This is a genomic window from Radiobacillus deserti, from assembly GCF_007301515.1.
GTDB lineage: Bacteria > Bacillota > Bacilli > Bacillales > Amphibacillaceae > Radiobacillus > Radiobacillus deserti.
Genome location: NZ_CP041666.1, coordinates 1,474,398 through 1,496,777, shown reverse-complemented (window position 1 = coordinate 1,496,777; position 22,380 = coordinate 1,474,398). Strand labels below are relative to the sequence as shown.

Genomic DNA, 22,380 nt, shown 5'->3' with positions numbered 1-22,380 from the left:
TTTTTCGGATTTGTAGTAAGTATATCGAAGTCTGAATCAGAAGTCTGTCACATTTTGGATGGTGGAAAGGACTAATTTTTAGAACTTATTAGTGATTTTGTCAGATTTCTTTTGGCATAATTTCAAGCTCGATTGCATAGGGACATGAATGAGAGGAAGGGAACTAAAATAGTAGTTTGGGTATATTTTCCTTATCGAAAGTGAAGCCACAGTAAGATAAGCAGAAAATAGCAATAGAATTTCATTGAACGATACTAGTTCAACAGCTAAAAAAAGACCAAATCTCAAGGATTTGGTCTTTGGAAAACATTGATTTATCTTCTACGATTACGATTACGAAGGAACGTTGGGATATCAAGTGTGTCTTCTTCTTGCTTTACTTTTTGAGAAGGTTGTACCGCTTCTCTACGAACTTCTTCTCTACGTTTCTCTGTCGGTGCATTCGTTACTGGACGTTGTTTTGGTTGATTAGGTTGAAGCTGCGCTTCATCAAAACCAGTTGCAATGACAGTTACGATAATCTCATCTTTTAAATCCTCGTTGATAACTGAGCCAAAAATGACATTTACTTCTTGATCTGCTGCAGAAGTCACAAGATCTGCCGCCTCTTGTACTTCATATAGACTAAGGTTAGCGCCACCTGTAATATTCATTAAAACACCGTGTGCGCCATCGATAGACGTTTCTAGAAGAGGAGATGAAATTGCTTTTTTAGCTGCTTCGATAGCTCTATTTTCACCCGTAGCTGTACCGATCCCCATCAGAGCAGAACCTTTATCAAACATGATGGTTTTAACGTCCGCAAAGTCTACGTTGATAAGTCCTGGTTTTGCAATCAAATCAGAGATACCTTGAACACCTTGACGAAGGACATTATCCGCTTCACGGAACGCTTCCAGCATTGGCGTGTTTTTATCAACAATTTCTAACAAACGATCATTCGGAATGACAATTAATGTATCTACATTCGATTTAAATGCATCGATACCAGAAACCGCTTGTGTGGAACGTCTTCTACCTTCGAAGCTAAATGGTCGTGTCACTACACCAACAGTAAGAGCACCTAGTTCTTTTGCCACTTGAGCAATAACAGGTGCCGCACCAGTACCAGTTCCACCACCCATACCAGCTGTCACGAATACCATATCCGCACCTTTTAAAGCTTCTTCAATTTGTTCTTTACTCTCTTCAGCAGCTTTTCTTCCGACCTCTGGGTTTGCGCCAGCCCCTAAACCTCTGGTCAATTTACCACCGATTTGCATTTTCACTTCTGCTTTAGAAAGGTTCAATGCTTGAGCGTCTGTGTTTACCGCAATAAATTCAACACCTTCTACACCATGTTCAATCATTCTGTTAACGGCGTTGCTTCCGCCACCACCGACACCAATTACCTTTATCGTTGCAAGCTGATCCATATTTGTATCAAACTCTAACATCTTTCGTTCCTCCTAATTTGCTAGTTTACAAGATTCATGAAGTATATTTCCTGTTTGTATTGTATGGGAACGCTTATTTAATCAAAGAAATACTTAAACAAATTAGCGATTCCAGATTCCTTTTTCTTACCTGTTTGCTGATCAGGTGTTTCTTTAGGTTTTACAGTACGTTTTGGTTTTTGTGGTCTAGGTGCTTCGACATCTTCCAGACTAACCGAAGGCTCCATATGTTTCCCTTGAATTTTCGCATTTCGATAAGCAAATTTCAAAATTCCAACACCGGAAGTAAATTGAGGCTCTCTTACTCCTATGTAATCTGGAATTGCAACACGTACATTAGATTGGAATAGGTCCTGAGCTAATTCTAACGCTCCTGGCATACTCATCGTTCCACCAGTCAATACGTACCCTCCAGCTAAATCACTATAGCCCATTTTTCGTATTTCTCTTTCTGCAAACCCATATATTTCTTCTAATCTAGCTTCAATCATATCAGAAATTTGCAGTTGATTAAACGTCTGGCGTTTATTGCTTCCAATAATCGAAGCTTCAAACGTTTCCTCTTCTTGCGCATCATCAAAAAAAGCATGTCCATGATTCATTTTGATATCCTCAGCATCTTCTGAAGATGTGCGTAATCCAATTGACAAGTCTTTGGTAATGTTTTCGCCACCTAATGCAACCACACTGGTGGAAACAAGATGATCATTTTCGAATACAGAAACAGTAGTACTGCCACCACCTACATCAATTAAGGCAACACCTAAATTCTTCTCATCTTTGGAAAGGGCGATGGAGCCTGACGCAAGAGGTTGTAAGCAAATATCAGATACTTCTAAGTTTGCTCGCTCCACACACTTCAAAATATTATGTAGCAGTGTTTTCGAACAAGTGATAATGGTCCCTTCCATTTCAAGACGAACCCCAATCATGCCTCGAGGGTCATTGATCTCGTCCAAACCATCCACAATGAATTGTCTTGGTATCACGTCAATAATTTCTCTTTCAGGTGGTATGGAAATAACCTGTGCTGCATCTATAACTCTACGAATATCCTCGTCTCCGATTTCCCGATTTTCACTGGAGACAGCAACCACACCGTGACAAGGCTGAAGCTGAATATGATTTCCGTTCACACCAACAATCACTCGATCAATATGCATGTCTACCATACGTTCCGCTTGCTCCACAGCTGTCTTTATAGACTGAACTGTTTGATCAATATCTACAATGGCACCTTTTTTCATTCCATTTGATTTTGCTGTGCCAACGCCAATGATATTTAAAGAATCATTAAGAACTTCACCGATAATTACTTTAATTTTTGATGTACCTATATCCAGACTGACTAGTATTTCGTTGTTGTTCAAAAAAGGCACCTCCTATTATTAAGGCATCTGAATAGTTCAAATATTAACGAATATTTGTAACAATTACAATCCATTTCCACCAATAAATAGTACAATGGCGAATTTTACTAATTTTATGAGAATAACGAAAATGATTTACTCTTTCTATTATAGCAAGAAAGCTACTATTATTTATAGAGGAAATTCAACACAAAACGACTATTTCCTCTATTTTTCTTAATTATTTTTCAATTTGCTTGGACTTTTTATGATTTTCGATTAATCTTCTCCTAATTATGGCAATATTTTGGAAGAGACGAACACCGAAAGCAAACACTGCAGCTAAGTACAAATCAATGCCTAACTGGACACCGAAAAAGGCTAAAAATGCAGCAAGCGCTATATTGAAAAAGAACCCGCTTATAAAGACCTTTTCATCAAAGGTTTGATCCAAGTGAGCTCGAATTCCTCCAAAAAGAGTGTCCAGTGCTGCTAGGACGGCAATAGAAAGATAATTAGAATATTCCTCTGGAACCGTTATATCAGTTAGCAAGCCTAAGAACAAGCCAATGATTAAAAATAAAGCTGGTAACCACATTTACTCTTCACCTGTTTCTGATCTTTCTTGCAGTTTTACAAAGTCTAACGAGATGTTCCCTTCGTATGCAGGAAGAACTAATTCCTTCTTCACGGAAAATGTAAGCTCCAAGTTTTCGATTGCGAAATCACTTCTAGCTTGGCTTACCTCCATATAATCCAGTAAACGCTGCGGGTCTTTAGAAAGAACCCGTATTTCAATCGGAACAGAAGGTAATGGATGGTTATTTACATATGTGGTTCCATTGACATAACGAATAGGAGTTACACTAACCATCCGTTCATTTTCAATCGCAACGTCCGTTGCACCATAGCTGTTTAACTCATTAATTAATCGGTTTAAAAGTTCGGGCGTAACAGTTGGATATGTTTGTGGATTCGGATTACTTTCCTCAAATATAGGAGTTACTTCAATAAGCACCCCACTTCCAGTAACTTTCGTTAAGCCGGCCTGTTTGTTCAACACTTTTATAGATGCTTTCAACGTATTAATCTGCTCTATCTCAGACTGTTCTTGATATTGTTCAATTGTCATTTCTGCTTTGGTAATTTGATTTAATAGTTGTTGTTGTCTTTTCTGCTCCTGTTGTAGCTGTGTTCGTATTTCCCAAAGATCTCTCGTTTCTCTTTGCTCTGGCTCTTGAATAGAGTTAAATTGGATTGCAAGCAATATGCCTGTTAGCACACAAACAACAGAAGCAACCATTTTGTCTTTCCATTTCATTATCCGATCAACCTTCTCCTACTGTTCTTGCACGCATCTCAATTGTTTCTAACGGCTCCACTTCTACCTCTATATTATCGCTCACTAGTAAATCTACTACGCCATTTGTTAATGTAATACTCGACTTCAAAACTTCTGCATCGCCAATGGCTTCAATAGTGAACGGGGCAGGATAAGGAGTACCATCCACCGAGATAACTGGTCCGACGCATGATATGTGACTATTTCGATAAAGTCGATGCCCATTAATAGAGATGGCTTCAGCTCCAGCACTATATAGTTCGTTAACTACTTGGTGAATATGGCGTTCATGAACCATATACTTATTAGCGTTTTCTTCATCCGGAATATATTCGGAGTCTTTCAATGTGACTTGAATTCCTTGCCCTTTGATTGGTAGTTCTCCTGTGAACATTTGCAATTCGTTTTTTCGTGAAACATAATCAGCAATCTCTTCCTCTTGATTAGCCAAATTAGCTTCGAGTTCCTGTATGGACTGGCGTTTTTCTTCTAATTCATTTCGTAATTGATTATTTTTGTCCTCCAGATTATTTAACTGCTGTAAATAATAAAAATCCTTCTCCCACTCTTGGTCAGATAACTGTATAATTTCGGAATCCTTTTGCGTTTGTTGATAGCTAAAAGCTAGAAGGAATCCAAGCACGAGGAAAACGAGAGATAGGACTACATGTCTACCCTTCAGCTTCATTCTAGCTCTCCTCTTCTTTTTTAATTTTTTCTGTTGCTCCTCCATCTGCAGGGTCAAAAAACGCTCCAACACCTATGTGAATAACACCTTTCGAACCTGGATCTATTTGCGAAGCAATCGATGGGTAAGCCTTCATGTTTTTAGAAAAGTTCCGAATACTTCCTTCTACAACAAATCCATCATTCATAAAAAGTCGAATTTTATATGGATTTTCATCTGTCGGCTTCCAGTAGATTTCGGATATTAAATCTACAATACTTGCTGGTGAATTACGTAGCTCCTTCGTCATCTCAGATAAATACGTATCCTTATCAAAATCAATGAGTAACGGTGCATCACCCGGAATTCGTTCCAACGCTTTCACAGATAACCTTTCCCCATTTTCCAATATCGGAAAGTACTGTGCGTCCTTTTCTTTTACATAGCCAACCCGTTCAAATTCCGTAATAGACAGAGTTACGGTTGTCGGAAATTGTCTCTTCACCGACACTTTTTTCACGATTTCGGTTTTAGATTCTACATTTTTGACAATTTTATCTTTATTTACACTCCAAAAACTATCTCCTTCTTTTAATCCGCTAATTTTGACGATTTCTTCATCGGCAAGATACTCATTTCCCTCTACCTTAATGGAATGAATATGACTAAGTGGCGACTGAAGATATACAATTATGGAAATTAGAAAAAAGAATATAGATAAGTAAAATATTAACCTTCTGTTTGCTTTTTTCTTTCGTGCCTGTTTTAGTTTAGGAATTCTATCTTCTATGGAAACAACATTTCTTTGTTTTCGCTTTGTACTCATTTCTATATTCTTCCTTTTTTAGATACATAGTAAAAACGGCATACCACGATGCCGTTAACCTAAATTATAAAAAAAGTATATCATATTTTGAACCAGTACAGTGCCAATTGTATAAATCCTTCTTAAATTTGATAACAACTCTGCCTATAATGAAGAAAGCTGATCTAAAAGGGAACGGTTATTCACCTCTTCAGACCAGCTTCTATATTCTTCACACTTATGTTGTTTCTTTATTCCACAATGAAAATCCACACTTCTTCCATTAAAGTTTTGCATACCGACTAATATTAAGTAACACACCAACGGAACACAATGTTAACGTTAAAGAGGAACCACCATAACTAAGAAATGGAAGCGTAATCCCGGTAACAGGAATTAACCCAATCACTACGCTAATGTTAATCATGACTTGCAATGAAATCATTCCGATGATACCTAACCCAAGTAAGCTACCGTATGCATCTGGTGCAGCTAGTGCAACACGAATACCTCTCCATAATAAAAGAAGGAATAATAATAGCACGAAAGCTCCACCAATAAACCCTAATTCTTCTGCTAATATAGCAAAAATAAAGTCCGTTTGCGGTTCAGGAAGATAAAAAAACTTTTGAAGACTTTGTCCAAGTCCCATGCCCATTAATCCACCTGGCCCTATCGCATATAGGGATTGAATGATTTGGAATCCATTTCCTAAAGGATCTTCCCAAGGATTTAAAAAAGCTGTAATCCGATTTATCCGATACGGAGCAGAAATAATTAAAGCTAGAAATCCTGCCACACCCACTACCCCTAGTCCAACAAAATGGGAAATTTTCGCACCAGACACAAAAATCATAATTAAACAAGTCATGACTAATACGACCCCTGTACCTAGGTCAGGCTGAAGCATAATAAAGCCGAACGGAACGAAAACAAGAAGTAAGGTTGGAACAAATCCTTTTTTAAACGAAGTTATGTACTTCTGGTTATTTGCTAGATGGTTTGCTAAAAAGATAATTAGTCCTAGCTTCATAAATTCCGAAGGTTGAATACTAAAGGCTCCTACGCCTATCCAGCTACGTGCACCTCCACGAACCATTCCGACCCCTGGTATTAATACCGCTAATAGAAGAATAAAACAAGCTATTAATATAGGCTTGGAGTATTTTTGCCACGTAGAGTATGGAATATTCATTACAAAGGTCATGGCCACTATTCCTAAGCCAGCAAAAAGTAATTGTCTTTTGGCAAAATAAAAAGAATCACCAAACTTATAATCCGCCCAAATTGCAGAAGAGCTATACACCATGATTACCCCTATTAACAACAAAGTAAAAATAAGGATGGTTAAGAACAAATCAGGTGCATGTTGCGATCGATTTCTTGATTTAAACAAAAAAACACCCCATTTCCCAAACACACTGGAACGTGGGGCTAGTAAACAAGCCCCCTATTCTAATGTATGCACAGCTTCTACAAACATGTCTCCTCTTTCCTCAAAAGTTTTATATTGATCCCAGCTAGCACATGCTGGAGAAAGAAGAATAACATCGTTTGGTTCAGATAGCTGATAAGCTTTTTGAGTGGCATGTTTTACATTATCGACGAATTCTATTGTCTCTATTCCTACTGATTGCGCAATTTTTTCTAGTTTAGGAGCTGTTTCACCAAATAAAACAACTGCTTTCACATTGGTTAGATACGGGGCCAAGTCATCAAAGTCATTCCCACGATCTAATCCACCTGCTAAGAGAATCGTTGGTTTATCAAAAGCAGATAAAGCTTTTGATGTGGCTAAAATATTCGTTGCTTTGGAATCATTATAAAAGCTACGGTCTTTAATATTTTTCACAAATTGCAGACGATGTTTGACACCAGAAAACGTAGTTAAAACCTGGTGAATACCTTCAGTAGTTGCTCCACCTAACTTAGCAGCGCTAATCGCTGCCAGAATATTTTCTAGGTTATGCTGACCTACTAATACAATATCTTGCTTTGCAATGATTCGCTCTTTTTTAAAATATACATAACTCTCGTCACACCAAGCACCGTGTGTTACCTTTTGCTTTGTTGAAAACGGAACTTTCGTCGAAGCAGCATTCTCGACCATTCTACAAACATGAGGATCCTCTAAATTATATACGAGATAGTCTGCCTCGTTTTGATTTTTAAAGATGTTAGCTTTTGCCCCCATGTAATGATCCATGGTCTTATGATAATCAAGATGCGCCTCGAAGATATTCAGTAACACGGCTACTTTAGGTTGAAAGGTCTCGATTCCTAAAAGCTGAAAGGAAGATAACTCCAACACCATTGTTTCATTAGGTGTCATCGATTGGGCGACCTCTGTGGCAACATTCCCAATATTCCCTGCAATTTGAGCAGGACAATGACTCTCTTCCAGCATTTGAAAGATGAGGGTTGTGGTCGTTGTTTTTCCATTGGATCCCGTTATTCCAATAACGTCATGTTTCACGAGACGAGAAGCAAGCTCTATTTCTGTAATGATAGGAATAGATCTGGATTCCGCTTCTTGAACAATCGGATTATGGTATGGAATACCTGGATTTTTCACAATTAGATCAATATCATCCAGAACTTCTAAAGGATGTCCACCCGTCACAACCTCTATTCCTAGCTGTTCAAGCTCACGAACATCTGGGTCTGCTGGGGTTGCTTTGTAATCATTGACACGTACCTTTTTATCACTACGATGTAGCAACTTGGCTGCCGCCTTCCCACTTTTTGCTAGACCTAATACTAAAATGCGCTGATAGGGAAACTCTTCTAATTTGTTCAATTTATCCACACCTCAATATATATAGCAAGCGTTGCAAACAGGAGTCCCACGAGCCAGAAGGTCGTGACAACCCGCCATTCAGACCACCCCATCAACTCATAGTGATGATGCAGTGGGCTCATTTTAAAAACTCTTTTACCAGTTGTTTTAAAAGAAATAACTTGAATAATAACAGAAAGGGTTTCGAGTACGAACACTCCTCCAATGACAATTAACAGTACTTCTAGCTTTGTTAAAATGGCAACTGCGGCAATCGCACCACCTAATCCTAAAGAACCGGTGTCTCCCATAAACACTTTTGCTGGATGAGCATTGAAGACTAAAAACCCTAATAACGCTCCCACTACCGCTAAACAAAAAATAGTAATCTCAAACTGTGGAAACCCATACCAGGCTAATATACCGAAAGCTCCGAAGGCTATGGCTGCAGTTCCCGCAAGAAGACCATCCAATCCATCTGTTAAGTTGACAGCATTGGAAGCTCCAACAAGCATGAAAATTACGAGTAATCCATACCCCCAGCCTAAATCCCATTGAATACTTGTACCAGGGATTTGAATATAGGTCGGAAAATCGTTTTGAACCAATGTAATGTAAAAAATGATCCCGATTACCAACTGACCAATTAATTTTTGACGAGAAGTTAAGCCAAGATTACGCTTTAACGCAACTTTAATAAAATCATCAATAAATCCTAAAAGCCCATAGCCTAATAAGACAATTAATAACAATATAATATCTGTACTTATCGGATTTGGATTAAATTTATTAGTCATGATCAACGTTGTAACCGCAACGCTTAATAGAATCATGACTCCACCCATAGTAGGGGTACCAGTTTTCTTTTGATGGGACTTCGGTCCCTCTTCCCTAATACTTTGTCCAAATTTCAACCTTCTTAAAAATGGAATGAAAATGGGGGAGATTAGGACGGTAATTAAAAATGCAATAGCTATTGTTACGATTAAAACATATACACTCATTTCCTAGTATCCTCCTTACCGCAATAACCCGTCCAACCATACGACTACTGGAGCTGTTCAATTATTCTCTCAAACTTCATACCGCGGGATGCTTTAAATAATATAACGGTGCCTTCTGCAAGAACTGCTTGTAATTCTCTTACAATCTCCTGTTCTGATTCACAATGCTTCGCGTAAAGCTCAGGATAATCTTGATGTACTTTGCTCGTAATTTCTGAAGCGTCCTTTCCAATTGTTAACACCATATCAATTTCGTCCGAGATTGCTTCTGCTACAGAACGGTGCAGCTCTTTCGATGTATCCCCAATTTCAAAAATATCTCCCAAAACGAGTACTTTTTTGGGATAGGCCTTCAAATCCTTCACAACTTGTATGGCTGCTTTCATCGATGTAGGAGAGGCATTGTAGGCATCGTTTATTAGCGTAGAGCCATTCGGTCCAGGTAGTTTTTCAAATCGCATTCCTGAAATTTTCAAGGAAAGTAAGCTTTTCTTAATAACGTCCGAGGACAAACCTATATCCTTTGCAATGGATATAGCAAAGGATGCATTCTTCACATTATGCTTCCCTAACATAGGAAGACGAAACGTCTCCGATTGAATTTGGAATTCCGTATAATCGGAATCCATTGAAATATGCTCTAGCACTACTTGATTATTAGATTGAAACCCACATGTAATAATGGTTAAATCCTTAGCATTAATATTATTCAACAACGGTTCATCTCCATCTATGTAAAGACGACCTTCAGTTGGCATTCCAGCAACAATTTCTTTTTTTGCTTGGGCAATTCCTTCTCGAGAACCAAGATACTCAATATGAGATTCCCCTATATTTGTAATGATAGCGTAATCCGGCTTTGCTATTTCCGACAGTCTTTGAATCTCACCAAAATTACTCATACCCATTTCTAACACAAGGATTTCCGTATCTCTAGGCATCGATAATATCGTAAGTGGTAAACCGATATGGTTATTAAAATTTCCATTCGTCCGATGCGTTTTATACGTACTTTCCAGCACTGTACCAACCATATCTTTTGTCGTGGTCTTTCCATTGGACCCAGTAATTCCAATTACTTTTGGATCCACATCTAACCTATACTGGGCAGCTAGGAGTTGAAGTGCTTGCAAGGTATCATCCACAAAGTACACTGGGAAATCGGTCGGAATAAACCGAGGAAGTGTTCTATCCTTTTGCCAAATTGCGCCGATCGCTCCGTTGTAAAAAGCATCTTTTAGAAAATCATGACCATCAAAATTGTCTCCAACTAGAGGGACAAATAATGACTTTTTTACTTGTCTTCGGCTATCTGTTGTAACCTCATTAAAGGCTATCTGAACATTTACTGCACCTTTATGTTCAGGAAAAATTTCGTTCAGAAAAGTTGTAGAAAAGAGCATGCCTTTATAACTCCTTCTGTAAAATTTGATGAATTATCTCGGTAGCTACTTGTCGATCATCAAAATCATAAGTGGTATCCCCTATGATTTGATAGGTTTCATGACCTTTTCCTGCAATGACGACAATATCATCTTCTTTTGCATGTTCCACTGCATATTGAATGGCCTCTTTCCGATTTTCAATCACTCTGTAGGCCTGCGTTTGGCCATCGACCCCTTCTACCATATCCTTTAGAATTTGTTTCGGGTCCTCTGAACGCGGATTATCAGAAGTAAACAGCGCAAGATCTGCATAGGTAACAGCTGTTTTCGCCATTATAGGACGCTTCGTACGATCACGATCTCCGCCACATCCAACTACAACGTATACATTTCCCTTGGCAAAGGACTTGACGGTTTTCAGAACATTTTCAAGTGAATCTGGCGTATGTGCGTAGTCCACGATTACTCCAAAGGACTGACCAGCGACAACAGGCTCAAACCTGCCTCTTACCCCTGTTGTTGATTCAAGCGCAGTCTGAATGGCTTTCAAGGAAATGCCGGAGCATATAGCAGCTGAAGCTGCAGCCAACATGTTATATACACTGAACATCCCCATAAGCTTACTCTTAATGGAAATCGTTCCAACAGGCGTACGCATATCAAAACTTGAACCATTAGCATCTAACATCACATTCGTGGCCTGAACATCTAATTTATCACTATGAATTCCATAAGTAAGTACCTGCTGAGCTGTACTTTTAATTAGTGTAAGGCTATGCGAGTCATCTTTATTTATGATTGCATATTTTGGATTTCCATCATATCGGTTTCCTAATTGTGAGAATAACAGACTTTTGGCATGCAAGTATTCTTCCATCGTGGAGTGATAATCCAAATGGTCCTGTGTTAAGTTTGTAAATATAGCGATGTCAAAATCACAACCAAACGTTCTTCCCATAACGAGAGCGTGGGAGGATACCTCCATAAAAGCTGCATCCACCTCTTTTTCTAGCATTTTCGCAAAACTTTTTTGTAAGAAGAGTGAATCAGGTGTTGTATTTTTCACCTCGAAGCTCTCTTCCCCTATTTTCATTTGAATAGTACCAATAAGACCAGTGTGTTTCTTCGCTTTTTGAAAAATGGCTTCTAAAAGGTAGGTTACCGACGTTTTACCATTCGTTCCTGTAACCCCAATCAAGTGAAGATCCTGTGTTGGTCGTTCGAAATATCGATTAGCGAGAATAGCCAAAGCCCTAGATGTATCCGAAACAGTAATGACCGGTACGTCCACATCTAATGGTTTTTCAGCTAAGATTGCAATGGCGCCATTCTGAATCGCTTGCTTTACATAATCATGACCATCAACGGTATGACCCGAGATACAGACAAACAAATACCCGGGTTTTATTTGTCTTGAATCCATTTCAATCCCTTTTATCATCACATTCTCAATAGGTGTTGTTGTACTATAAAACGAAATATCAGATAACAATTCCTTTAAAATCAAAATCGGACACTTCCTAACCATTAAATAAGTAAGACATTAATTTATTATAACAGAACTCGGTCTTTTGTAACGAATCGTATATCAATTTTCATCTGAATTTTTCTCCTCGGAATTTTCCGGTTTTTCATCAGAAAAATATAACCTTATTTTTTCTCCCTGCTCAATCTTCACCCCAGCCTCAGGCGCTTGATTCGTTACATATTTGCCTTCTCCACTTGTTTCTATTGCAAGGTTTGTTAAATATTGTTGTAAATCTTTTTTCGTCTTTCCAATTAGATCTGGTACCTCGACTAAAGGTTGATCAGGCCATTTATATTCTTTTTCCACTCCGTTTTCTCGTTTTTCCACTCCTAATGCTCGGAGACTATCCCCAATGATAGTACCCGCAATTGGTGCCGCAACAACCCCACCAAATTGTACGGTTCCTTTCGGATTATCAATCGCTACATAAACAACTATTTCCGGATCATCCGCTGGCGCAAACCCCATAAAAGATACAATATGATTATTTTCCATATAGGTTCCATCTGGCCCTACTTTTTGAGCTGTCCCCGTTTTCCCACCAACTCGGTATCCTTCCACATATGCACTTCCACCAGTACCTTTAGCTACAACATTTTCTAACGCTCTTCTTATTTCCTTAGAAGTCGCCTCACTGATCACCCGCTTTTTCAAGTTAGGTTCGTTTTGTTCCACCACTTCATTTGTAATAGGATCGACCCACTCCTTGGCGATATATGGCTCATATAAATATCCACCGTTAACGGCTGCGGACACTGCCATTACTTGTTGTATTGGCGTAACGGAGACCCCTTGACCGAACGCTGTTGTTGCGGTTTCTACCGGGCCCCTATTTTCCTCTGAAAACATGATTCCTTTTGCTTCCCCTTGTAGATCAATCCCTGTCTTTTGACCAAATCCAAAGTTATCAATGTAAGAAAACAATCTTTCTGTACCTAGCTTTTCCCCTAGCTTTACAAAGCCTGGGTTACATGAATTTTGTACGACTTCCATAAAGGTTTGATGCCCGTGGCCACCACTTTTCCAGCAATGAAGAGTGGCCCCGTCCACCTCGATCGACCCATCATCATTAAACTCATCTTTGTCTAGGTCTACCAGCTTTTCTTCCAATGCTGCCGCTAAAGTAATAATTTTAAACGTAGAGCCGGGCTCATAGGTACTCCAGACTGGCAAGTTTCGATTATAAACCTCGGGATCAACATTTTGATAGTTTTCCGGGTTAAATGTCGGCCGCGACGACATTCCTAACACTTCTCCTGTATCAGGGTCAACGGCCAACGCAATGGCTCCATCCGGATTATACTTTGAAACTGCTAAATCTAGTTCTCGTTCAATAATAGTTTGGACTCTTGAATCAATCGTTAGCTTTAAATTTTGTCCATCTTTCGGCGCTTTATATACGTCGGCAATATCCTCCATTTTATGACCCTTTGCGTCTGAATAAAAGGATAAACTACCTTTTTCCCCGTTTAATCGGTCATCATAATAAGCTTCGAGTCCCATCAGGCCCTGGTTATCTATTCCACTAAATCCGAGTACGTGTGATAAATAACTTCCGTTTGGATAGTTTCTTTTGGAATCTTCAGCTATGTACACCCCTGGCATGTCCAATGCCCGAATAGCATTCGCCTTTTCTTCTGATATCTTACGACCTTGTGGATGAATCTTAACAATACTAGATTTTTTAGTTACTTCCTTAAGTGCCGCTTCTTTCTCCATGTTTAAAATGTCTGCAAGATGATCCGCTACCTCATCGGGATTCTCAATCTGACTAGGCACAACCATAACAGTAGGTGCAGATACATTTCCAGCTAGTACCTCTCCATTTCGATCTAAAATTTTTCCCCGTTCGGGCTCAAACGTAATATCTCTGCTCCAAGATTCTTCTGCTTTATCAGTTAACCAATCTCCTATGACAAATTGGACATAGCCCAACCTAGCAATAATAACGAAAAAAACTATCATTCCAATTAAAAAAACAGTGACTAATCGTTTTCTCAATGTTACATTGGATACTCGCTTCATAAGACATCTCCTCATATACATAAGTATGCTTGTATCCAATATATGAACGAGCTATAACGATTAGAACACTGTTCTATTTAGGCTATTCTGTTGTCTCTTCTGGAGATTCGACTTCCTCTTCGATGTAACTTGGTGGAGCAAACTCTACGACAAGATACCCATCCGATTGAATTGGTGTATCCTTTTGAATACTTTGTTTAATTGCAAATCCTGTTCCCATTGTATCGACCTTCATACCAGTTAAAGAGCTAAACTTCAACACATCCCTAACGGACCATCCCTTCATGCTTGGTACGGTTGGTTTGTTCGTTAAGACTAGGACACGTTCATTAGGTAATGCTTTTGTCCCTACTTCCGGATAAACACCTGTGACCGTTTGACCGTTTCCTATTTTGGTAACGTTAAAGCCTAATTTAGAGAGTTGATCCGTAGCACTTGATACCGATTGATTGGTAACATCAGGAACTTGAACAGTCGAAATATTAGCAGTGTCCTCTTGATCTGGATTTATCTCTAAATAGTGCAGACTGTTTTCCATCACACTTTTAAAAATAAAGGATACAGGCTCTGATCCTACTTCATTTTTCCCAAGATTAGGTTGCTTGATAGAAACATACATCATAAGCTCCGGGTCATCCTTTGGAGCCATTCCTAAGAATGAAAATACATAATTTTCATCACCAGTTAAATATCTTCCATTAGGGCCTCCAGGAATTTGCGCAGTACCTGTCTTCCCTGCAACGGAATAATCATTTAATTTGTAAACCTTACCTGTACCATTTTCTGATGTAATAACAGTCTCTAAAATATCTCTTACTTGCTTTGCTACGTCAGCGGTTATTGGTTCTCCAACCACTTCTGGCTTCGTTTCTTTTATAACCTTGTTCGTATTTGGGTCCACTACTTTAGAGATGACATACGGCCTCATCATTTTCCCATCATTCGCAACAGAGGTAGCTGCCTTCATTAGTTGAATTGGTGTAACAGTAGTACCTTGACCAAAGGAAGTCGTTACTTGTTCAATTGGATATCGATATAGGATTTGTCCGGCTACTTCACCAGGTAAATCAATGCCCGAAACTTCATCAAAATCAAAGGCATTTAAATAGTCTAGAAACTTATCTGGGCCAATTTTTTCATAGGCTAGTTTTGCTGCTCCAACGTTAGAAGAACGTTGAATCCCTTCTAAATACGTAATCGTTCCCCAGTCTCTTCTCCAGTCATTGATAGATCCACCCTGTACACTATATGTTCCGGATTGATAGGTATCGTTAGGATTCCACACTCCAGCTGATATTGCGGAAGCCAAGGTAAAAATCTTCATCGTTGACCCAGGCTCAAACGGGTTGGCAATCGTATCGTTATACCAGTTTTTAACTTCTCCAATATCATTTGGGTTATAGCTCGGGCGATTTCCCATTGCAAGCACTTCGCCAGTTTTCGGGTTCATGACAATGGCTGACATCCGTGCAGGACTGTACTGAGCTTCTACTTGAGACATAGCATCCTCAAGAAACGTTTGGATTTTCTGGTCAAGTGTTAAATAAACATTATCCCCGTTATTAGGCTCTTTAATTACTTCCTTCGGGTCTAATAGTTTAGTCGCATATTTGTCCCGTTGATAAGAGATTTTTCCTTTCTCACCAGATAATAAATCATCCATTTCTAGTTCAATACCGGTAACTCCCGATATTTTGTTATTATCATTTTTTTGAGCCAATCCAATTACACGAGCAGCAAATTGTCCATTCGGATAATAACGGATTGATTCTTCTTGAAATTTAATACCAGGAAGTTTTAAGGCCTCTATCTTTTCTTTTGTCTCTTGACTCAAATCTCTTCCTTTTGTTCCAAATTCAACTTGATATAAACCCTCTGCCTTTCCATCTTCAATGACCTTCACCATTTCTGCGACTTCCATATTTAATAAAGGAGCCAGCTTCTCCGCAGTTTTTTGCGGGTCCGTAACGTGCTGTGGCTCCTCCAGATTATCTGAATATTTATCACTTATGACCGCCTGCACACGATACGTTGCACGATCATACGCGAGCGTCATTCCATTTCTGTCATATATCGTACCTCGTGTTGCTTCTATTTCATAGGTACTTGTCCGTTGTTTATCAGCCCATTCCTCCAACGAAACACCGGACACTTCTCCTGTTCCTTGTATGTATAGAAACCGACCACATAGCACTAAAAATAAAACCGAAAAAACCACCAAAAGAATGGAGGACATAACATGTGTTGTTTTATTTTTTTTCACTGCAACATTCCACCTTATCAGTTGGATACTGTGCTAGCTTGTTTCACTTCTGCATTTTGTATTTTTAATCCATTTTCTTTTGCAATCTTAAGAATTCGATCTGGATTTGACAGTTCTTTTACTTTGTATTCCAAATTTTCATTTTGAACCTGTTGCTTATCCATTTGCTGTTCCATTTGTTGAACATCTCTATTCAGCGAATCTAAAGAAGTGCTAAAGGAAACGATGAAAAATAAAGCAGTGACCGCTATGGCACTGGATACAGTATATAACACTTTTTCACCAGTCGTAACCCATCTTTTTTTGTTAATTTTTACTTTAACTTTACGTTCTGGTTCTCTTTGGGTTGTTGGGTTCGTTTGTTGTTGCCATGATTGTTGCCAATTTCTAGCTTCACTTGCGCTCACCATTTATTCCACCCTTCTTGATAGAAAAATTCTTCATTCCACGGTTTAACTTTTTCAACAATTCTTAGTTTTGCTGACCTAGATCTTCTGTTTTCTTCTAGTTCCTTATCATTTGGTACAATAGGTTTTCTTGTTAACAGCTTAAATGGTGGTTTCATTTCTTCAGGTATGACTGGTATATTCTTAGGTATTGGTGGTACTGTACTCCACTTTTTAAACGCCTGTTTACATAATCGATCTTCTAATGAATGAAACGTGATAACCGATATTCTACCATTCATACTTACAACCTCAGCAGCTTGATGTAAGGCATCATAGAAAGCACCTAATTCATCATTTACAGCAATACGTATAGCTTGAAAAATCCGCTTACCTGGATGTCCACCCTTTCGTCTTGCTGGAGCAGGAATGGCCTCTTTTATAAGTTCCACCAATTCCTGTGTTGTTTCAATTTCTTTATGCTCTCGTTGTTGTTCGATTTTTCTTGCAATCTGTTTAGAGAATTTCTCTTCCCCGTATTGAAAGAAGATTCGAACAAGCTTTTTCGTAACTCCATGTATTCACTACTTCATAAGCAGATAACGATTGGCTCTGATCCATTCTCATATCCAACCTAGCTTCACTATGGTAACTAAACCCTCTTTCTGCTTGATCCAACTGCGGAGAGGAAACTCCTAAATCAAACAAAATACCGTCTACTTTTTCAATTTGATGTTCTTTCAGCTTAGCTTGAAGATGACGGAAGTTAGCATGCACAAACATCATATTACGTTCATAAGGCTTTAGCCTTTCTTCCGCTGCTTGAAGAGCTTGCGTGTCTTGATCAAACGCAATCAATCGGCCATGCTTACCCAACTGTTTCACAATTCGTTCCGCATGACCTCCCGCTCCAAGCGTACAATCCACATACGTTCCATCCGCTTTAATATGTAAGCCGTCAACGGCTTCCTGATTTAACACACTGTAATGCTCAAACATTAGTTCACCCGCTTCATTTGTTGTGTAAGGGTTCTATATATCAAAGTCCATCATATTCTCAGCAATTTCTGTGAAAGATTCCTCAGACTCCTCAAAATAGGTTTCCCATTCGCTGTTAGCCCAGAATTCAATTCTATTGGATACGCCAATCACAACACATTCCTTATCAAGTGCTGCATATTTCCTTAGTGGGGCAGGTATATTTATTCTTCCCTGCTTGTCCACTTCACATTCGATAGCGCCTGAAAAGAAGAAACGAGTAAAAGCACGAGCGTCTTTTTTCGTAAGTGGGAGTTTTTTTAGCTTCTCTTCTAATACTTTCCATTCGCTTAATGGGTAAGCAAACAAACATTGATCGAGACCACGCGTCAAGACGAATGTCTCACCGAGACCTTCGCGAAACTTTGCAGGGACGATTATGCGACCTTTTGAATCAATATTATATGTTGAAACTCACCCATAAACATAGAGACCGCCCCCACTTTCTTTCTCTATATTACCACAATCCCCCACCTTCCACCACCTATTTTTAAATATTTTTCATCCCAAACAGAAAACCCTTGTTTATCAAGGGTTAAACAAGGATTTAAAAGTGGGGGACAAGGGTGAATCACGACCATTTCTACACAAAAAAACCACGAAAATGCCGTCTGGCATATCGTGGTTTCCACTCCCCTCTTTATTTTGTGGTGTAAAGTGGGAGGCAGGCTACAAATAAACGAGATAGTGTTCTTTTCCAAAATCATAGTCCTGCTGTAACATATCTAGAATAAATTCTTTTCCATACTTATTTAAATAGGGGAGGACATTCCATAAGCGCTCCTGTAATCCCCCTTCCGGATGCAAAGCAACATGTATAGTATCGTATTCATGTAATACATGTTGATGCTTTTCTTCAAAAGCTCGAGCTAAACGATCTTCGAGAAACTCAACTTCACGAAAAACATGGAACAAATTCTTTTCCGCTAGCTCTCCTAGGTCTGCACGCATATTCTTTGCTATTTCCCGTAATGGAGCATGGTTTCGCTCTATAGCTAATTTCACTTGATCCACTACTTGTTCGATAGGGGGAGAAGCTTGGCTAGCTAACCAATTTGCTTTTTCATGAAGCACGCCATTATTTACCGCAGCAGACGCTTGAACGAGACGCTTTTCTAAAAGCTTCTTGAGCTTATGATCAATTAGCGTGAAGGATAGTCTCGTTAAAACAGGTGGCATCTTTATGTCGAATGAATGAAATACCTGTTTTAATGCAGACCAATACGCCACCTCTCCTGGTCCTCCTAGAAATGCTATGCTAGGAAATACAAGTTCCTGCATAAGTGGCCTCGTCACCACATTATTGCTTAGCAATTCTGGAGTTTGTTTGGCTATCTCAATTAATTCAGCATGGGAATATCGACATTCCCCCTGCTTTCCAACCCACTCCGCCCCTTCTCGAATTAATAGGATTCGCTCACCATTCACCTGTAAAAAAAGGTGTCCATCATCTTCTGCGGCATCTAAGGAGACTGAATATCCTTTTTGTTGCAGCTTCTGCAGACTTTGGTGAACAGCATCACTAATACTAGGCTGTCTTTCTATCATTTGAACAAAATAATCGCTTTCTAATTTTCTAATCCGTTTGTCATTTGAGTCTACTAGTACTAGCCCTTCATTTTCGAATAAGTAAAAGATCAGTCTAGCAAAAAAATCAACAAATGTTTCTGACTCGTCAACGAGACTATAGCAAAAAGCGAATAAGGAAGCTGTATATTCTGTCTCCTGTAAAGTAGCAAAAACCATTTCTAGCCATTGCTTCGTTTTGTTCTTATCTAATGACTGTTCTGAAATAGCTTTTTTTTGATGAACTTGCTGAAGTGTCCGATACTTTTTCATTCTGTCTTGTAACGGCATCATCACATGATTAATTTCATCATAATCATGATCTTCTCCAGCAATCCAGAAAACAGGGATAACTGGTACCTTTAGCAATTCCTCTTGCTTTCTCGCCAGGTAAATAATAGATATGATCTTATGTATAGTGTATAAAGGCCCTGTCAGTAGACCAGCTTGTTGACCACCTATTACAACAACGCTATCCTCATTTTTTAGCCGCTTAATATTGTTTAAAGTCTCTTCAGAAGCATTCCACTCTTTATTGATCTCCATCAAAATAGGAACAAGTTCTTCCCGTTTAAAAGATCTATTCTTTAACTCGTCCAATCTATTTAAAAAGGTTTCCGGATCATGGGGAGCATAATCAAAAAAATCTAAAATATCCTTTTTATTAGTTCGATAATCCTGTATAAGGTTGTTTTGGTTCTGTAGCTTTATTGGGTCGATCCACATAAGTATGTGCTCCTTTTTATGATTGATGCTATTCGTATTTTACATAAAAGTAATTAGGAATTCACATTATTTGATTTAAAAGCTAAAAATTCTAGAAAGTATTCCGATAAACACGAGAATAATATATAAAAAGAAAAAAATAAGAAAACTGCATCTCCAAAACAATTTCCATGCTCGGAGAAAGATTACTTCTCCATGCATGTTACGCTCCAAGATAACAAAGACAGATAATAGTACTAGAAGAGTAATGAGTATAAATCCAACTACAGAAAAACCTAACAAGTCTTGTAATAAAACCATAACCGCCATTATGTACAATATTGCTGTATAATGAACCATCCTATGAATCGATTTCCACTTTTTTTTACTAAAACTGTAGCTTACATAAAAAACAATAAGTGAGATTAAGAAGGGAAACGTCAGCATAAACCCGATGAAACGGGACAAAATTTCTACCATTCCACATCCCCTCTTTTCTGCCGTTCCAAAGCCTTAATACTATGGTACAAATAATGAACATAGGGGATTTCCTCTTTTGCTCTATCTAATAGGTAACCCAGTATCTCTTCCACTTCTGTTTTCCGACAATGATCCATATCCACCAGCATAGACGAACGATTTTCTTTTGTCGATTGAATAATACCCTTTACATATTCCCATTTCTTTTCCCAAGGTTGCCCAAGAGATGTTGCCACTTCTTCACATACTTTTTTTGCCATCCAAGCTAAATGAGGGTTTTCCAAAAGAACACCGTTTTCCACTTGAAATATAGCAGTAATTGGATTAATAACCGCATTCGCTATTAATTTCTCTTGAAGCACCGTTTCCCAATCCATTTCCTGATAAAAAGGAAAAACATCTTGATGTAAAAGAGAAACATAATGCAAAATGTCTAAATCATCCTCTGTAAATGCTCCTACACGAACTCGACCCACGCCAGTATGTAAAACCTTATTATCATTTATCTTTCGAACCCCATGCTCAAATACCGCAATCCCAATATTAGATGGAAGAGCTGCTTCCTTTATCCACTTTATATGTCCCATCCCATTTTGCATAAACAAAATAGGACATCTAATTGACTCTAAACTTGGCAATAAGGCCGGTAAGTGATAGCTTTTCACACATATAAGGAAGATATCCGGTTCAACCATATCTTCTATACATTTCACCTTAATCGATTTTTTCCTAACGTATGGTTCAACTACCACACCTTGTTGAATAAGAACAGATTTCTGTTCTTGTCTTCGAACGTAAATCGTTACATCATGTTGCGCGCTTAAGAAGTAAGCAGTTAATAATCCAACCGCTCCCCCTCCAATAACCCCAACTCTCACCTTCTCACTCCTGTCACACCTGTATCTTATCTAATTGTAGCAAAAATTGACCGATTATCAGAGAAAATTCTAACAATTAGTTTCATCTGAAGATAGTACTCATTTCTTTATCCATTTATTTATATTATAATTAAGAAAGGGGATACAAATTGTATCATTTAAGGTAGAAAGATAGACTCAGGGAAAGGGGAAACGTAAGCTATGGTTAAAGTAGAACGCTTATTAGTCAATTTCAAAACCTTAGAGGAATTCAAACGTTTTAAAGAATATGGGAATCAGGAACTTTCTATGGTAGAGGATTTAGAAAGCAATATTATTGAAAATGATAGTGAGTCACCTTTTTTCGGCATTTACTATGGAAACGCTTTAGCTGCAAGAATGAGTTTATACAAAGTGAACGCAAAATATAACTTTTATTTTGAACCACCTCGAGACTATTTGGAATTATGGAAGCTTGAGGTTTTACCTGATCACAGGGGAAAGGGATATGGAAGAGCATTAGTGGATTTTGCAAAGGAAATGGGGCTACCAATCAAAACAAATCCAAGAATTAATTCGCATGGATTTTGGGAGAAAATGGGGTTTGAAAAAGCAAAATATAATATGGAACGAGATTTAGGAGAAAATCCATTAATCTGGATGCCATCAGGTGTTTCTGAACAAGATCCTTCCTGAAATATTAAAAGTTTAAAAACCCTTGCAATTCAAGCAAGGGTTTTCGTTTACATATAAGTCCAATTGTCG

General features: G+C 38.5%; 18 protein-coding genes and 2 pseudogenes. 1 reads left to right on the top strand and 19 read right to left on the bottom strand.

Going from position 1 to position 22,380, the window contains the following annotated elements; all coding sequences use genetic code 11:
- Positions 1 to 314: 314 nt before the first annotated feature.
- The 19 genes and pseudogenes from ftsZ to FN924_RS07820 all read right to left on the bottom strand — a co-directional run bounded on the left by ftsZ (position 315) and on the right by FN924_RS07820 (position 21,636).
- Positions 315 to 1,436 (bottom strand): cell division protein FtsZ, encoded by a 1,122-nt coding sequence (gene ftsZ, locus FN924_RS07910; protein ID WP_143893340.1) that lies wholly within the window; start codon positions 1,434 to 1,436, stop codon positions 315 to 317.
- A gap of 77 nt (positions 1,437 to 1,513) precedes the next feature.
- Positions 1,514 to 2,806 (bottom strand): cell division protein FtsA, encoded by a 1,293-nt coding sequence (ftsA, locus tag FN924_RS07905; protein ID WP_143893338.1) that lies wholly within the window; start codon positions 2,804 to 2,806, stop codon positions 1,514 to 1,516.
- Between the two features lie 220 nt (positions 2,807 to 3,026).
- Complete coding sequence (locus tag FN924_RS07900) at positions 3,027 to 3,383, bottom strand: small basic family protein (RefSeq protein WP_143893336.1); 357 nt, start codon at positions 3,381 to 3,383, stop codon at positions 3,027 to 3,029.
- On the bottom strand, positions 3,384 to 4,106 hold the full coding sequence (locus FN924_RS07895; protein WP_143893334.1) for a DUF881 domain-containing protein: 723 nt from the start codon (positions 4,104 to 4,106) through the stop codon (positions 3,384 to 3,386).
- Positions 4,107 to 4,113: 7 nt separating this feature from the next.
- On the bottom strand, positions 4,114 to 4,815 hold the full coding sequence (locus FN924_RS07890) for a DUF881 domain-containing protein (protein ID WP_143893332.1): 702 nt from the start codon (positions 4,813 to 4,815) through the stop codon (positions 4,114 to 4,116).
- 1 nt (position 4,816) lies between these two features.
- Positions 4,817 to 5,620, bottom strand: coding sequence for a cell division protein FtsQ/DivIB (locus FN924_RS07885; RefSeq protein ID WP_143893330.1), 804 nt, complete (start codon positions 5,618 to 5,620; stop codon positions 4,817 to 4,819).
- Positions 5,621 to 5,882: 262 nt separating this feature from the next.
- A complete protein-coding gene (gene spoVE, locus FN924_RS07880; protein WP_143893328.1) occupies positions 5,883 to 6,995 on the bottom strand; it encodes a stage V sporulation protein E in 1,113 nt (370 codons plus the stop codon).
- A gap of 54 nt (positions 6,996 to 7,049) precedes the next feature.
- Complete coding sequence (gene murD, locus FN924_RS07875) at positions 7,050 to 8,399, bottom strand: UDP-N-acetylmuramoyl-L-alanine--D-glutamate ligase (RefSeq protein WP_143893326.1); 1,350 nt, start codon at positions 8,397 to 8,399, stop codon at positions 7,050 to 7,052.
- Positions 8,396 to 9,382 (bottom strand): phospho-N-acetylmuramoyl-pentapeptide-transferase, encoded by a 987-nt coding sequence (mraY, locus tag FN924_RS07870; protein ID WP_143893324.1) that lies wholly within the window; start codon positions 9,380 to 9,382, stop codon positions 8,396 to 8,398. Before mraY ends, murD begins: the two co-directional genes overlap by 4 nt.
- A 44-nt stretch (positions 9,383 to 9,426) precedes the next feature.
- A complete protein-coding gene (locus FN924_RS07865; RefSeq protein WP_143893323.1) occupies positions 9,427 to 10,785 on the bottom strand; it encodes a UDP-N-acetylmuramoyl-tripeptide--D-alanyl-D-alanine ligase in 1,359 nt (452 codons plus the stop codon).
- A 4-nt stretch (positions 10,786 to 10,789) separates the two neighbouring features.
- Positions 10,790 to 12,274, bottom strand: a complete 1,485-nt coding sequence (locus FN924_RS07860; RefSeq protein WP_228409626.1) for a UDP-N-acetylmuramoyl-L-alanyl-D-glutamate--2,6-diaminopimelate ligase — start codon at positions 12,272 to 12,274, stop codon at positions 10,790 to 10,792.
- A gap of 81 nt (positions 12,275 to 12,355) precedes the next feature.
- On the bottom strand, positions 12,356 to 14,320 hold the full coding sequence (locus FN924_RS07855; RefSeq protein WP_143893319.1) for a stage V sporulation protein D: 1,965 nt from the start codon (positions 14,318 to 14,320) through the stop codon (positions 12,356 to 12,358).
- A gap of 82 nt (positions 14,321 to 14,402) precedes the next feature.
- Positions 14,403 to 16,583, bottom strand: coding sequence for a penicillin-binding protein (locus FN924_RS07850; protein WP_228409625.1), 2,181 nt, complete (start codon positions 16,581 to 16,583; stop codon positions 14,403 to 14,405).
- A gap of 17 nt (positions 16,584 to 16,600) precedes the next feature.
- Positions 16,601 to 16,993 carry a cell division protein FtsL gene (gene ftsL / locus FN924_RS07845; RefSeq protein ID WP_143893317.1) on the bottom strand — a complete coding sequence of 131 codons (393 nt, stop codon included), beginning with the start codon at positions 16,991 to 16,993 and terminating at the stop codon, positions 16,601 to 16,603.
- A pseudogene (gene rsmH, locus FN924_RS07840) lies at positions 16,987 to 17,968 on the bottom strand (16S rRNA (cytosine(1402)-N(4))-methyltransferase RsmH). The gene ftsL and the pseudogene rsmH overlap by 7 nt, the downstream one beginning before the upstream one ends.
- 33 nt (positions 17,969 to 18,001) lie before the next feature.
- Positions 18,002 to 18,435: pseudogene (mraZ, locus tag FN924_RS07835) on the bottom strand (division/cell wall cluster transcriptional repressor MraZ).
- A gap of 241 nt (positions 18,436 to 18,676) precedes the next feature.
- A complete protein-coding gene (bshC, locus tag FN924_RS07830) occupies positions 18,677 to 20,299 on the bottom strand; it encodes a bacillithiol biosynthesis cysteine-adding enzyme BshC (RefSeq protein ID WP_143893315.1) in 1,623 nt (540 codons plus the stop codon).
- A gap of 75 nt (positions 20,300 to 20,374) precedes the next feature.
- Positions 20,375 to 20,758 carry a DUF3397 domain-containing protein gene (locus FN924_RS07825; protein WP_143893313.1) on the bottom strand — a complete coding sequence of 128 codons (384 nt, stop codon included), beginning with the start codon at positions 20,756 to 20,758 and terminating at the stop codon, positions 20,375 to 20,377.
- Complete coding sequence (locus FN924_RS07820) at positions 20,752 to 21,636, bottom strand: ketopantoate reductase family protein (protein ID WP_158633970.1); 885 nt, start codon at positions 21,634 to 21,636, stop codon at positions 20,752 to 20,754. The genes FN924_RS07825 and FN924_RS07820 overlap by 7 nt, the downstream gene beginning before the upstream one ends.
- A gap of 201 nt (positions 21,637 to 21,837) precedes the next feature.
- On the opposite strand from FN924_RS07820, the gene FN924_RS07815 reads away from it, so the two are divergent.
- On the top strand, positions 21,838 to 22,311 hold the full coding sequence (locus tag FN924_RS07815; RefSeq protein ID WP_143893309.1) for an N-acetyltransferase: 474 nt from the start codon (positions 21,838 to 21,840) through the stop codon (positions 22,309 to 22,311).
- Positions 22,312 to 22,380 lie beyond the last annotated feature (69 nt).